At 32.7% G+C, this 13,198-nt stretch carries 17 protein-coding genes and 3 pseudogenes; 18 read left to right on the plus strand and 2 right to left on the minus strand.

What is annotated here, in order from left to right; all coding sequences use genetic code 11:
* The 15 genes and pseudogenes from MN204_RS19935 to MN204_RS20005 all read left to right on the plus strand — a co-directional run.
* Positions 1–579: pseudogene (locus tag MN204_RS19935) on the plus strand (hypothetical protein); the annotation flags it as partial.
* A gap of 109 nt (positions 580–688) precedes the next feature.
* Positions 689–1,093, plus strand: coding sequence for a hypothetical protein (locus tag MN204_RS19940; protein WP_249872836.1), 405 nt, complete (start codon positions 689–691; stop codon positions 1,091–1,093).
* A gap of 209 nt (positions 1,094–1,302) precedes the next feature.
* Complete coding sequence (locus MN204_RS19945; protein WP_249872837.1) at positions 1,303–2,139, plus strand: aminoglycoside 6-adenylyltransferase; 837 nt, start codon at positions 1,303–1,305, stop codon at positions 2,137–2,139.
* Between the two features lie 125 nt (positions 2,140–2,264).
* Positions 2,265–2,855 carry an NUDIX hydrolase gene (locus MN204_RS19950; RefSeq protein WP_249872838.1) on the plus strand — a complete coding sequence of 197 codons (591 nt, stop codon included), beginning with the start codon at positions 2,265–2,267 and terminating at the stop codon, positions 2,853–2,855.
* Between the two features lie 104 nt (positions 2,856–2,959).
* Positions 2,960–3,391 carry an NUDIX hydrolase gene (locus tag MN204_RS19955; RefSeq protein WP_249872839.1) on the plus strand — a complete coding sequence of 144 codons (432 nt, stop codon included), beginning with the start codon at positions 2,960–2,962 and terminating at the stop codon, positions 3,389–3,391.
* Positions 3,392–3,554: 163 nt separating this feature from the next.
* Positions 3,555–4,295, plus strand: a complete 741-nt coding sequence (locus MN204_RS19960) for a class I SAM-dependent methyltransferase (protein ID WP_249872840.1) — start codon at positions 3,555–3,557, stop codon at positions 4,293–4,295.
* Between the two features lie 196 nt (positions 4,296–4,491).
* On the plus strand, positions 4,492–5,055 hold the full coding sequence (locus MN204_RS19965) for a GNAT family N-acetyltransferase (protein ID WP_306798814.1): 564 nt from the start codon (positions 4,492–4,494) through the stop codon (positions 5,053–5,055).
* 64 nt (positions 5,056–5,119) lie between these two features.
* Positions 5,120–5,599 (plus strand): hypothetical protein, encoded by a 480-nt coding sequence (locus MN204_RS19970; protein ID WP_249872841.1) that lies wholly within the window; start codon positions 5,120–5,122, stop codon positions 5,597–5,599.
* Positions 5,586–6,122, plus strand: a complete 537-nt coding sequence (locus tag MN204_RS19975; RefSeq protein WP_249872842.1) for a DinB family protein — start codon at positions 5,586–5,588, stop codon at positions 6,120–6,122. Before MN204_RS19970 ends, MN204_RS19975 begins: the two co-directional genes overlap by 14 nt.
* Before the next feature lie 206 nt (positions 6,123–6,328).
* Entirely contained in the window at positions 6,329–6,511 is a 183-nt protein-coding gene (locus tag MN204_RS19980; RefSeq protein ID WP_249872843.1) for a hypothetical protein, read from the plus strand.
* Between the two features lie 186 nt (positions 6,512–6,697).
* Positions 6,698–7,126 (plus strand): GNAT family N-acetyltransferase, encoded by a 429-nt coding sequence (locus MN204_RS19985; RefSeq protein WP_249872851.1) that lies wholly within the window; start codon positions 6,698–6,700, stop codon positions 7,124–7,126.
* 256 nt (positions 7,127–7,382) lie between these two features.
* The gene (locus MN204_RS19990; protein ID WP_249872844.1) at positions 7,383–7,700 is read left to right on the plus strand and encodes a YolC/YozM family protein; all 318 of its coding nucleotides are present in this window, start codon (positions 7,383–7,385) and stop codon (positions 7,698–7,700) included.
* A 73-nt stretch (positions 7,701–7,773) separates the two neighbouring features.
* Positions 7,774–8,312 (plus strand): annotated as a pseudogene (locus tag MN204_RS19995) (helicase).
* A 132-nt stretch (positions 8,313–8,444) separates the two neighbouring features.
* Positions 8,445–8,603 carry a hypothetical protein gene (locus MN204_RS20000; RefSeq protein WP_249872845.1) on the plus strand — a complete coding sequence of 53 codons (159 nt, stop codon included), beginning with the start codon at positions 8,445–8,447 and terminating at the stop codon, positions 8,601–8,603.
* A gap of 189 nt (positions 8,604–8,792) precedes the next feature.
* Positions 8,793–9,032, plus strand: coding sequence for an undecaprenyl phosphate translocase family protein (locus MN204_RS20005; protein WP_306798816.1), 240 nt, complete (start codon positions 8,793–8,795; stop codon positions 9,030–9,032).
* Between the two features lie 117 nt (positions 9,033–9,149).
* On the opposite strand, the gene MN204_RS20010 is transcribed toward MN204_RS20005, so the two are convergent.
* Together MN204_RS20010 and MN204_RS20015 are read right to left on the minus strand one after the other, a co-directional pair.
* Positions 9,150–10,274, minus strand: coding sequence for a hypothetical protein (locus MN204_RS20010; RefSeq protein WP_249872846.1), 1,125 nt, complete (start codon positions 10,272–10,274; stop codon positions 9,150–9,152).
* Between the two features lie 83 nt (positions 10,275–10,357).
* Positions 10,358–10,555, minus strand: coding sequence for a hypothetical protein (locus MN204_RS20015; protein WP_249872847.1), 198 nt, complete (start codon positions 10,553–10,555; stop codon positions 10,358–10,360).
* A gap of 471 nt (positions 10,556–11,026) precedes the next feature.
* On the opposite strand from MN204_RS20015, the pseudogene MN204_RS20020 reads away from it, so the two are divergent.
* From MN204_RS20020 to MN204_RS20030, 3 genes and pseudogenes are all read left to right on the plus strand, one after another.
* A pseudogene (locus tag MN204_RS20020) lies at positions 11,027–11,855 on the plus strand (alpha/beta fold hydrolase).
* A gap of 146 nt (positions 11,856–12,001) precedes the next feature.
* On the plus strand, positions 12,002–12,268 hold the full coding sequence (locus MN204_RS20025; protein ID WP_249872848.1) for a YesK family protein: 267 nt from the start codon (positions 12,002–12,004) through the stop codon (positions 12,266–12,268).
* A gap of 592 nt (positions 12,269–12,860) precedes the next feature.
* The coding region (locus tag MN204_RS20030) for a transposase (RefSeq protein WP_249872849.1) at positions 12,861–13,198 on the plus strand (338 nt) is incomplete at its 3' end.

The following is a 13,198-nucleotide window of genomic DNA, read 5'->3' on the forward strand; positions in this document are numbered from 1 at the left end:
TATTTTCGTGAGAATGAGGTAACCAATTCCACCAACTCTATTTGGATTACTTGGATTGACCAAGAAAAAGACAGTGGCCTACTCTATAGTGCACGTTTGTTTAGTGAACACGACTTCACGAAAGATGACGTGATTAAACTCGCCAACGCCATGCTCGCAAATGAAGAAAATACGTATACGAATCAAGAAGAGGAGTATATTCCAAATGAAACAGACGTAATATTAAAAAATGATAATCTGCTGGAAAATGTAGATATACTCGAAGACTTTGTGGCAGTAGCTGGGGCGAACAATGAAAGTCATATTAGGGTTGTAAAGCATGTTCTGGCCCAGGGCGTTATTATTTATGATTTGCAATCAAGATATGATAAAAATGCTGATCAAGGCTGGATTGAAGTTATACCAGATCTAACTCACTATAAACCCTTAGAAAATGAAGTGCAAGATGTATTTAATAATGCTCCACAGCAGTGTGGGAATATGTCAAAGGATGTAGAAGAAGGATATTATAAATTATATGAGTGCAGAACAAATTGGGAATATCGATTACTTCCGATTGTTAGTGATATTGATACCTAGTGGGTGCGATTGTGAAGCAAGACGATTAGTAATATGGTCGTCTTATTTCATATGTAAACTATCAATAAGCAAATCATTATTATTTTTACTACTAAAGTGAGGTGTAGCAATGAGAAAGGAGTCCAAGTTGTTAATTGTTCTTGTTATTATCCTTTCCTTTAGCTTGATATTAAATATTTTTTTTGGAGTTTCCAGTCTTATAAAAAGTACCTACACCCCCGATTCAGAGGACAGAGATATCTTAGCTGAAATGACAAAAATGGTAATTGATAATGAGGAATATCAAGAGATTGCTGCAAGAGAAACGGTTTATGCTATTGAACAAGGTGTTAGTCGATTTAATGTAAGTAATCCATCTTCTATTCATCATTACGAGATTCAAGTTCAAACGGAGAAGGAAACATATATATTTACTTGTATTGATGAGAAGTGTACAGATGTAAGTAATGAAGGTTTGACCTATTCAAGATATATTGAAGAAGAGCCTATATTACCTTTGAGCAAAAACAATTGATTTTTTATTAACACTACCTTTGTTCATTTAACCAGCTAATAGAAGCTCGTCCCTTATTCCACTGTATGGTGCGTTACTTGAAGATCCTGCTGGCTGAACAGGCAGCTTTTCCTTATTGAACTATATGGCAGTTTAGCGAAAGAAGGATATAATGAATCCTTATCGAATAATAAATGTAAATACTTTAATAGGGAGAGTGTTCTTAATGTGTGGGATTAGTAAGTAAACATAAGGAAAGAGACTCGGTATTGCCGAATAACCGTAAAAAACTATTAGATTCAATTCAACGTGATTTATTAGCTGATGATCAGGTTCTGGCATTTTTTTATGGTGGTTCTATCGGTAATGGAAATACGGATGTTTTTTCAGATATTGATCTAAGGGTGGTTGTTGAACCTGACAAAATAAAGGAATATATTTCAAATAAAAATGAACGTGCAAAGAACTGGGGAGAAGTTCTTTATTTTGAAGACTTACATCCGTCCTCCATTTATACTGTTGCTCACTATAATTGCTTTGTTAAAGTGGATATCTTTTATTACACTCCGGCTAATATTCAACCATCTACATGGTTAAAAAAGATAAAGATTATAAAGGATACGGATGGAATGATGGCTGACACACTAATACGATCCATGGCTATTTCTTACAAACCATCAGTAGAAGAATTTGAAATTTGGAGAACAAAATTTTTTGCGTATTTACATGAAGCGTATAGAAGAATGATGAGAAAAGAGTATTATTATGCTTTAAATTGTATTGACAAATTGCGACTATCCATGTCAACTGCTTGGTATATGAATTCTGGAGTTCAGCCAAATACATTTGGTGATTGGGCTAAATACGAAGGTGATAGAAGTGAGTTGGAGGATTGGCAGAAATCACTGCTTGAAAGTTGGGAATGTGGAAGAGATGCAGTGGAAATTCTTAATGTGATGAAGGGCATTGTTTCCGAGTTTAAGAAAGTTCATCATTCTCTTTCTGATACATTGGGAGTGCAAGATGATTATGAATGGGTTGATAAAGTTTTAAATATGGTGTTATGAATTGTAATCATATATTGCCATGTTCTTCTCAAGGCAAGGGTGCAATCCTCAAAGAAGGTGAAGCACCCTTTTTTGTTGAATCTATAAAATAGGGCAGATGAGTTAAATGGAGATCAAGGAGGTATATGATGTTAGTTCCAAGTGAAATACGAACTTCTGGTGCTTATGTTTTATATAAAGGTTTATTTGTATTTCAAGTTGGTCCAACCAAAGAAGGTGACAAACTTGGAGTGGTCAGGTTAGGAGGGCATAGAGAAGGTAATGAAACAGCGTTGAATACAGCAAAACGTGAAGTTTATGAAGAAGCTCGGGTAGAAATTAATACTTTTAATCCGAATACAACATTTTATCTTAGTGAGTGGAACGAGGAACCTACTAGAGTTAAGATAGAAGAACCCATCGCTCCAATTCTAATTAAAGGCAATGAGGAATCTTCTTATACGGTAATGTATCTATCAAATACATTAACTCTACCAACACCATCTTCTGAATCAAAAGGATTATTGTTACTTTCCCCTGAGAAAGTACAACATATCTGTCAAAAGAAAATATCTTTAAGTGATTATCAAAAGATGGATGGGGTTTCTATTCTAAAATCAGAGATAAATACGAATTTAATCTTACAGCCATTCCCTCAATTATTATTTCTTTCACGATTACTAAATAACGAAATTGAGCTAATGGAACGCTTTTTTAATACATTCTTATTTAATTAACTGGTGCGTTTCTTCAAGAAGGAATTCGCACCCTCTTTATTGAAGTATAAGGAGAGGTTAGTGCTGCAGTAATAACGAATTAAATAAAAGAGAGGGGAATTTTTTTGGGACAAAGTACAACACATACATACACACCACCAAAACATTTTGTTTCAGCTGCAACTAATGTAATTAATGATAAAAAGGAAATTCTGTTAATCAAAGGTCCTATGAGGGGTTGGGAAATGCCAGGTGGAATAGTTGAATTAGGAGAATCATTGAAAGATGGTGCAATTAGGGAAACCAAAGAAGAAACCGGCATAGATGTAGAAATTTTAAAGTTTTGTGGAATATTTCAAAATGTAAAGAAATCAATTTGCAATACACTCTTCTTAGCTAAACCTATTGGTGGCAAATTAACAACCTCATCAGAAAGTTTGGAAGTAGGTTTTTTTCCTATTGAACAATCCTTGAAAATGGTTACGGTAGGAAATTTCAGAGAAAGAATTGAATACTGTCTTGATAATAGCAAACACCCTTTTTATATAGAATTTTAGATTTCATAGAAATTAGAGATATTGGTATTTGTTCTTCAACTAAATGGTGCGATTGTTAAACAAGGACAGTGCTATCGGGGCAGGTAGTGAAAGAGCAAAGGGTAATATATAAATGATTTGTAGCAGTGATATTTGCAAAATAAAAAAATCTGGGGGGAGACAATTGAAGCAAAACATTTATGAAAATCCTGTTTTTTTTAAAGAATATATTTCTTTACGTGAAAGTGGAGTAACCTATAATGATTTTATTGAACAACCAGCGATAAAATCTGCAATTTCAACTCTCACAAAGAAATCTATATTAGATTTAGGATGTGGGACTGGTCATTTTGCAAGGTATTGTATTGATAAAGGTGCATCAAAGGTTACGGGTGTAGATATCTCAAGAAATATGATTGATCGAGCCAAAATAGAAAACAGCCACGAGAAAATTGAGTATATATGTACACCAATAGAAGAATTAGAATTACATAATCAAAAGTTCGACTTAATTATAAGCTCTTTGGCAATACACTATATAGAAGATTACTCAAAACTAATTGTAAAAATCAGAAGTTTATTGAATAAAAATGGAGAATTTATATTTTCAACTGAACATCCTATTGCAACTGCTCGAAATGAGGTTAACAATTGGGTGAAGGATGAGAATGGGAATAAATTACATTGGGCTTTAGACAGTTATCAAGAAGAAGGAAAACGGGAACATAATTGGTATGTTGATGGTGTGGTTATATATCATAGAACAATTTCAACCTTAATGAATACGCTTATAGATAATGGATTTTCAATAGAGAAGGTTATTGAACCACAGTCAATTCCATCTGGATTAGATAAAATGCCTAAGTTAGTAAATGAAGAAAGAAGACCATCTTTTATTGTTATCAAGTCAAGGAGATTAAGTTAGTTCTACTGTTTCACTATCGGGTGCAATAGTTAAGTAAGAGATCGTGATATACACGATTTTTTTTTAATCTATACTTATAGAAAAATGCTATTATAAATTTAAATTCTTGAGCTAACTGGTTAGTTGAACTTAGTTTTACCAATTATCAAATATAAGTATGGGCACATTAAAAATTGATGGAATTAGGAGGATAATTATGATAGATATAAATTTATTTCCTGAGATTGAAACCGATAGATTAATTTTAAGACAGGTAACAAAAAATGATGCAGAAAGCATTTTAGAGTATTTGTCTGATAAAGATGTAATGAAGCACTACGGATTAGAACCTTTTAAATCAACTGATGACGCATTGGATGAAATTTCTTGGTATCAATCCATATTTGAAAAGAAAACTGGAATTAGATGGGGAATTACCCTAAAAGGGCAAGGAAGGGTTATTGGAAGTTGTGGTTTTCTAAACATAGTTTCACAGCATTACCGTTCTGAAGTTGGCTTTGAGTTAAGTAAAGAATACTGGGGGAAAGGCATTGCAAGTGAGGCGTTTGAAGCAGTAATTAAATATGGATTTGAACAATTGAATCTACAACGGATACAAGCATTAATTGAACCCCCTAATATTCCATCACAAAAGTTGGTTGAAAGAAAGGGATTCATAAAAGAAGGACTCTTAAGAAATTATGAATTTACTTGCGTAAAGTTTGATGATTTACTTATGTATGCATTGTTAAAGCAAGACTTTGAAAAATGCAATGATTAATGAATGTGAATAATTACACTTAAACTATATGGTGCAATTCTTTAAGAAACAGGAAGTGATAACATTGAACTTATATCTTCATAATTATTTAGATGTTTTTAAAAGGAACTTTATGTTGGTTGTTATGGCATTGGTATTATTAGCTGTAACTTTCTTTATATGGGCTGGAGTTCCATTTTTTTTAATCGGAAGTTTAGTGGCAGATTTAACCTCTAATTTTGTAATTATATATTTATGCATTTCACTATCAGGAGGATTTCTTTTTTCCTTCTATTTTGTTCCATTCAATTTAAAAGTTGCTAAAAATATAGGTAACATAAAGGGCGATAGTGTAACGATATCTTTTATGTATTTACAAACATTATGGATTATAGTAAGTTCTCTGATTTTTGGCATAGTGTTGGTTTTGATGAATGTTCTTCAACTAAAGGGTGCAATCCTAAAAGAAGGAAAAGCACCTTTTTTGTCGAATTTATACAATATTGGGCAGGTTAGTGGAATAGTATATGTATGCTTAGGGGGCTTAGAAAATGAATGGATTTAGTCAATTAGAAAATAAAATATTAAAAATAGAAGAAATTCAAGGATATCCATCACAAATAGGAAAGTTGATTTCTATGATGAATTATGCCAGATCTACAACAATAGAAGCGGTCAGAGGACTAACTGTTGAACAGTTGGATTATTTACCAAATAAGGACGGCAATTCGATAGGTGCCTTATTATTACATATTGCAGCTGTTGAATTTGGATTTCAAACTGAGCTATTTGATAAGAGAAAGCCCAATCAACAAGAATCAAAAGAATGGGGAGCAGCCTATCAACTCGGTGATTTAGGCAGAAATCAGATTAAAGGCAAATCGTTAGAGTATTATATTGAGAAATTAGAAAAGGTACGGAATAGATCTTTAGAAGAGTTCAGAAATAGAAAAGATGAATGGTTATATGAAGAAGCTATATGGGATAGCCATTTATCTAATAATTATTTTATATGGTTTCATACCTTTGAAGATGAAATCAATCATCGTGGACAGATTAGAATTATACGGAAAATGCTCCCTAATTGATAGAGAGTTATTGCAATAACTGGTACAAAGGGTGAACAAGTAGATCATCAAACGATGGTCTCTTTCTTTTGTAACTAATTTCAGAAAATTACAATTAAATAATAGCTATTATGTTATTATTTGGATAAAGAGATTATACTAAGGGCATTTAACGGAATAATACGTGTTAAAATTTAAACAAGATATAAATCAAGGGGGTATTAAATATGTCTAAAGATGTTATTGCAATAGTAGCCATAGTTTCTATTGTGATATGGATTGCGGTTTCCCAAGAGGCTGTAAAACCTTCAAAAGAGATAAATTGGCGAAAAATGATAACCTTACTGTCTGCAGGATCTTTATCGGTATTAGTTATAACCATTTCGCTTTTTCAAAGCCTACCGTTTTAGTTCATTTAACTGGTGCATTAAGGCAACAATGAATTCGTCACAGTGGCGGTCTTTTTTTAAGTAACAGTATAGTTGAGGAAGGAGTTTTTAGGATTTTGTAGAATAGTGTAAAAAATATAAATTGATTAAGTGGGTGGGATAATGGAAGTTAAGTTAGAAAAAGCAACAAATAATGATGCATAATTTATTTTTGATATTCAAGTTAAGGCTTTTATGCCAATGCTAGATAGGTATAAGGATTTTGAAACCAATCCTGCGAATGAAACTATTGAAAGAGTGATAACGAGAATAAATAACCCTGAGGGTGGTTTTTATAAGATACTAGCTGAAAACAAACTTATAGGTGCTATCTGCATTTTCTGGAAAGAAGAAGTACGGTTTTGGATAAGCCCAATGTTTATTCTACCTTCTTACCAAGGAAAAGGAATAGCTCAGAAAGCTATAACGGAAATAGAAGAAACTTTCCCTCAAGCAATCACGTGGGAATTAGCCACAATACTAGAGGATGAACGAAATTGTTATTTATATGAAAAAATGGGCTATAAAAAAACAGGAGTTAGCAAGAAATTAAACGATAGTGCAACCCTCATTTTTTATAAAAAGGTTTTTAAATAAGGATATCTTGTTAAGCTATCTGGTGCGTTGATTCAATAAGAATTCATTAACTACGCAGGCTATATGGGAGGGAGTAGTTAAGATGAAAAGTACATTAACAAAGGGAATAATAATATTTTTAATAGGAATTATATCATATTTCATAATTTCAACGATTGTAAAACTAATATGGTAGGACTTCTGTTTTTGGATTATTGAATTTGAACAAATTGGATATTGTGAAATGGTGTACTTAAAGTAACGGAGGGTTAGAAAAATGAGTATAAAAAGGAAGTTAGGAATATTAGTATTAATGTGTGCTGCTACTGCTGCTTTTACGTTTATTGGGTTTGCACAAAAAGAGCCATACAGTCTAGATGGAGTTGTTGATTCTGTATGGGATAAATATAAAGTGCAAAGTACCCAAGTTGGTGGATTCGGGGAATCTAATGAAAGAGAACCTGCAATTTTCGTAGACGTTTATGATAAAAATGATATACCAAAAGTTGAGAAGTACCTAGAAGATAATTTATCTAAAGATGACTTAGCAAAATATGAAATAAATGTGTTTTCTAATAAGGGAATACATTATTAAATCAGTTTTCAACTATCTGGTGCAAGAGTGGAATAAGACTTTCGCCATTTATACATAAAAGGAGCGAATACGAATGAATATCAAAAACAGGAAAATATACCCCAATTGCCTGACTATCACTAGAACGGTCGAGGGTGGTGGTCTTACCAAATCCCAGCTTATTCAGAAAATGCAGCAACAATCTATTTTTATAAACGAGTTGGGAGAAAAGCTCTTAGCTAATGATAAATTTACTACTTCTGAGATAAAGTACAGCTTGAATACGGTTGAAATACCGTTGAGGACCTTGGCTTTCCTAATGGATCTACTATGCCTCAGATTTTTAAAAGGGCAAGTGAACGTGGTTTGGAATTGTGTCCGCTCGAGCTGGGACCTCACCTAAGACTAGAGTATCTGGATCAGCCTGAAGGTTATTCGGGGAATCCCTCATAACAAAATAAAGCTCCATCTGGCTCCATTACAATAGCATCAGAGATATTAACTAAAGAAGATGATTTTCCGAAGGGCTTTTACCTTAGAAGAATTAATGATGTGTTATGGCTACGTGGGTACATTTGTGATGATATGCACGTTTGGAGTCCTAAAGATCACTTTGTATTTAGTAAGAAGTAAGTATAAGGTATTACCAATTAGGTTTAACTATAGGGTGCTATCCTGGGAGAAGAGAGAAGCACCTTTTTTGTCGAATTTATACAATGGGACAATTAAGTTTAATAGATAAAGGATATAAAAGGAAGGTATTTGATGGAGATAATTTTTATGTATGTGGCGGGAATTATTGTATTTATTGTATTTATTATAGCTATAATTGCGATTGATAGAGGGATTGAACATAGAATTAAGAGTCGAACAGATGATTTAAAGAAACAAATTTTAATCTTGAAAGAAGAGTTGATGACTTAGAAAATGATAAGAAAGGTAATACTTAATTTTTAAGTAACGTGTGCTTTTTTCAAAGAAGGAGAGCCCCTTTTTGATGAATTTAATAACGGGTTAGTGTTATTTAAATTATAATAGTGATAATAAGTTTATTATAAATAAATTAAAATCATTAAGGTGTTGAAAAGAATGTTGGGTATTATATTTCGAGGCATGGCGGTCGGAATTACCGAAACCGTTCCGGGTGTTAGTGGCAGTACAGTTGCGATGATTTTAGGAATATATGAACGACTAATATATTCATTAAGTATTTTAACAACTAAACATAGAAAACAGGCTTTACCTTTTCTATTTACATTTGGGACGGGTATGGTCATTGGATTTGCTATATCTAGGGAGTGTAAACTAAACTGCGAAGTAAGAGCCGTACGATCTCTTACTTACACAGTTTAGTTTACACTCCCTAAAAAAGCTATGCCGTAACAGTTTGGATTTGAAAGTTCGCTGTTAAGGCTTATTTTTATATTAGATTTTTAATTTATACTGTCCAATAGGAAATACCCAGAATCCTCAAGCTAATTTTGAGAACTCTGGGTATTTTATTTTTATTATTTCTATTCTTTTAATGACAGATTCTTTGACCTTCCTTGCGAGTTCCTCATGACCTTTTACTGTAAGAAACTCGATGAACTGCTCATTTGTGTTTCTTCCATACCCATACATCGAATGAAACTCATCGTGGATTTCTATAGACAATGGAAATCCTAGGCCATAAAAATCATGAAGTTTCAAGAAAGTAGACCGAATAAATTCAAGCTCTTCAAGAGAATATTTTTCAACTGTTTCATAAATAGGAAGCCCAGTATATTCCATTGTTTCAAGTATAATTTCATTGAAACCATAAGCATGGTGGATCTCACCAAAGGCTTTCCCTGTTACAAAACATTTATAACCATATTCTTTCATTGAACGTTGTTTCCAGTCTTCAAGCTGTGTTCTTAAATAATTACGGAGAGGGGCAAATCCATTCCATTTTGGATTATTTGTACCATAGGTGTCAAATTGTTTTTGGAGATTTCGGGTATTTTCAGCGTTTTGTTCAAACTTACAGGCTGGGCAACTATTGTATCCTCTTTTAAAATTACCAGGAAAAACATCAAAAAATTCATTGTGCCTCAAACATAAAATTCTTACTGTTGAACGATTGCCATAATATATTTGGTCTTGAGGAATCTCAAACTCTGGACGGTTGTCCTTAGTCCATTGGGTAAATGTTTTAAGAGATCCTTTAGCTCCAGAACAAACTGGGCATGCGTGAAGATTTCTAAGAATGCCCGCAGCTGAAGTCAGTTCTTCAGATTGACAGAGTAGACAACGAACGTTATATTTTTGTAGAACTTGTTTTCCATTTATTGTTCGTTCAATTTTATTCCATTCTGTTGAAAGTAATTCAAACCCCATTTCTCTAAAACGATTACGGGCTTCATCAATGCCTTTTATTCTATTTTGCTTAAATCCTTTCATTGATTTCAGAGTTGGTTTAATGGGACGACAAATTGAACAACCACAGCCTTTACCATTATTGAAATTTCCTAAATCTTTAAGTTGAGGTTTTCCATTCGGACAGATTACTTTGAGGGGAGTGTGTGAGGGTACATTTTCACCTTTAAGTATATCCTCAAATTGAGAATCCATTTTCCATCCTTTCTTTTCAAGAGCCTCAATAAAACGTAAATAAGTTATTTTAGCTTGATTTTCTAATATACATTTTCTGCAACCTAAAATTTTTTTCCTAATTCAACTTTTCTTGCTTCTTTATCATTCTTATGACCTTTTGGACATAGGAGTTTTATTTTCAAATTACTGTCAATTAATCCTGGTTTCTCTTGATTAATTTTCCATTGCGGTAAATTTTTTCCAACAGCTTTTTGGACACGCTCCCATGTCCATTTCTGCATGACCTTTTTCTCAGCCATGGCAAGATCACCTCTAGTTGTTATTGGTACACCCATCTCTTATATATCTTCTCTTTAGTGTGCTTTAAATTATATTTATCATTCATCTAATTTAGTCCGCTGACTGCAATCCATCGTAACGATAGTTGATCGACAAAGAACTATTTTTTATAACTACGCAATGTTGTTAATAGTATTTTTATTCTTTTTGGTTGAGGAATGTATTCTCTAAAATTGAAAAATTATTAGCAGGCATCCTTATTCAACAAACGGGTGCAAGAGTTGAAGAAAAGAACGGTAGCTTTTTTCTTGTTGTACTTATGAGGGCAGGATAGTAGCATAAGAAAGAGTTGTTGTGTAGAAGGATTTTGGTGACTTAATAATGAATAGATTCCTTATGATTACAGATATAAAGGCGATATTACGTCAGATATTGTAAACCTAGATGGAAAGTAATGTTATATTCTAAGCAAGGGATGGGGAATGAATTTTATGTGGGAAAAAAGATTTATAGAAACAGAAAGAGGGAGCTTCGAATATTTCACTGCTGGTAAAGGAGAACCATTGGCAATTACACATTTATATATGACGTGGGAATTTATTTGCAAATCCCTTTACCGAACACTATAAGGTTTATTTAATTAATACACGGGGTGCAGGTCAGTCTGTAAAAGCTAAAAATAAAAGTCAACTTAGTATGAAAGAAGTTGTAAAAGATTTAGAAGCTATTCGAAAAGCACTTGAGGTTGAAAAATGGGCATTTGCTGGTCATTCAACAGGAGGTATGTTGGCACTACAATATGCAATTGATTCACCGCAATCGTTAACAAAATTAATTGCGGGTTGTACGGCGGCTAGTAAAGCATACGCTGGACATAAGAATAGTATCTATTGTTCAGAAAACAAGCATTTTCAACGAATTATTGAGATTATGGAGTTGTTGAACAATCCTAGTACAGATCAAGAAGAACGTCAAAAATTAGGATATGAATGGGCGTTAATGTCTTATTACTCAGAGGACAAATTAAAAGAGGCGATTAAACGCTCCAATAGTGGTCGAACAGTCGGAGAAAATCTTGATTATTTTAGAAAAGTAGAAGTGAAAAATTTTGACCTTCGAAACCAATTAATGAATATACAACATAACATACCAACTTATATATTTGCAGGTAGATATGATGCTCAATGTCCTGTTGAATTTGGTATTGAAATAGCAGAAATTATTCCACGTACACAATTAGTAATTTTTGAAGAATCCAATCATAACCCCTTTATTGAAGAAGAAGAGAAGTTTAGAGAGTTTGTAAAAATAACTTTGTAGTTGGTGGCGATAATAATTATAATCAGTTTTTGAATGAGCAGCCTTATCTTGTTCAACTAACTGGTGCGTTAGCATAAGTACCTTGATTTGACTATTTCGCAATCGGGCCAGATTGTGTAATAAGAATATGTAAAGGGGGGAACAGAATGGATGCTTTAATGTTAGAAGGATGGACACCGATATTGCTCATTGGGATTGTTTTTGCTATTATCATCTTTTTTATATCTCGTAAGATTTCTAGAAAAGCTCTATTTTTAACTTCCATTGTATTGAGTTTAATTTGTGTCGGAATCGTAATTTACAGCATAGGAGCTGTTGGTGGTTGGGAAGGTGTGGGATTAGGATTTGTTACGTTCAGTGGTTTCCTTGGAATATGGTTAGGTACCATAATTGGAGTGATTATTAAAAAATAAATATGTAATGTAATTTGTTCAATTAACTGGTGCATACAAAGGAAGGATTGGATTTTATGGGAATTATAGATAAGACGCATAAACCTGATTATGTCCTTGAGTATTATATGATCTGTGTTTTTTCTATATAACATTTAGGAAAATAAACAGAGTGGAAAAATTGAAAGTGAAATTTAGAAAAAGGAAAGAAGAGAACTCTTATAGAAATATGTAACTACAATTAGATAATATTTTTGCTATCTGTTGCTTTAACAAAACAAAAAGTGGAATCCAAGTCAAGCGTGAAATAACGATTTTTATTTCTTTGGCAATTGCACTTTTTATTCTGTTAGTTATATTTGATTACGCTTTATCAAACTCACTCAATTTAGGAAATAATGCGTTACAAGCTATCGTTACTTTAACCATTATAAGATTTCTAATGTGGTTAATTAAATCAAATACAAAACGAAGAAGAACTTAATGATGGATTAGTTGTTAAAGTAACAGCTGCAATTGTTATATAAGAATATTATAATAAAAGAGATTGTTGGTGTGATAATTATGCGTTTATCACTATTTGACATTGCATTATTTTGAAGGAAGGATCCTAATGAAAAATCATATAAAGGTAAATGGAAAGTTACTTCAAACAAATAAACGTTTTTCACAATTGAAAAATAGTCAGAAAGATTGGATTATGACAGAACTTTATAAAATTTATCACAATAAAATGAAGGAGAGACGTACAACAAGAAAACTTCCTCCTGAACAGAGAGATACAGTTATTTCATCTCTTTACGATCAGATTGAAATTAGAGAAATATGGATTCCTTATGGTGAAGTAAGAAAATATGTATTTAGTAAAACTACAAAGGTAGTAAAATCTTTTGAGAAACAGTTTCCTGAGTTGTATGTTGAATTTGAAGCTGACACAACAAGAGAAAAAAA

Origin of the sequence: Oceanobacillus saliphilus (assembly GCF_023522835.1) — a bacterium.
Classification (GTDB): domain Bacteria; phylum Bacillota; class Bacilli; order Bacillales; family Amphibacillaceae; genus Oceanobacillus; species Oceanobacillus saliphilus.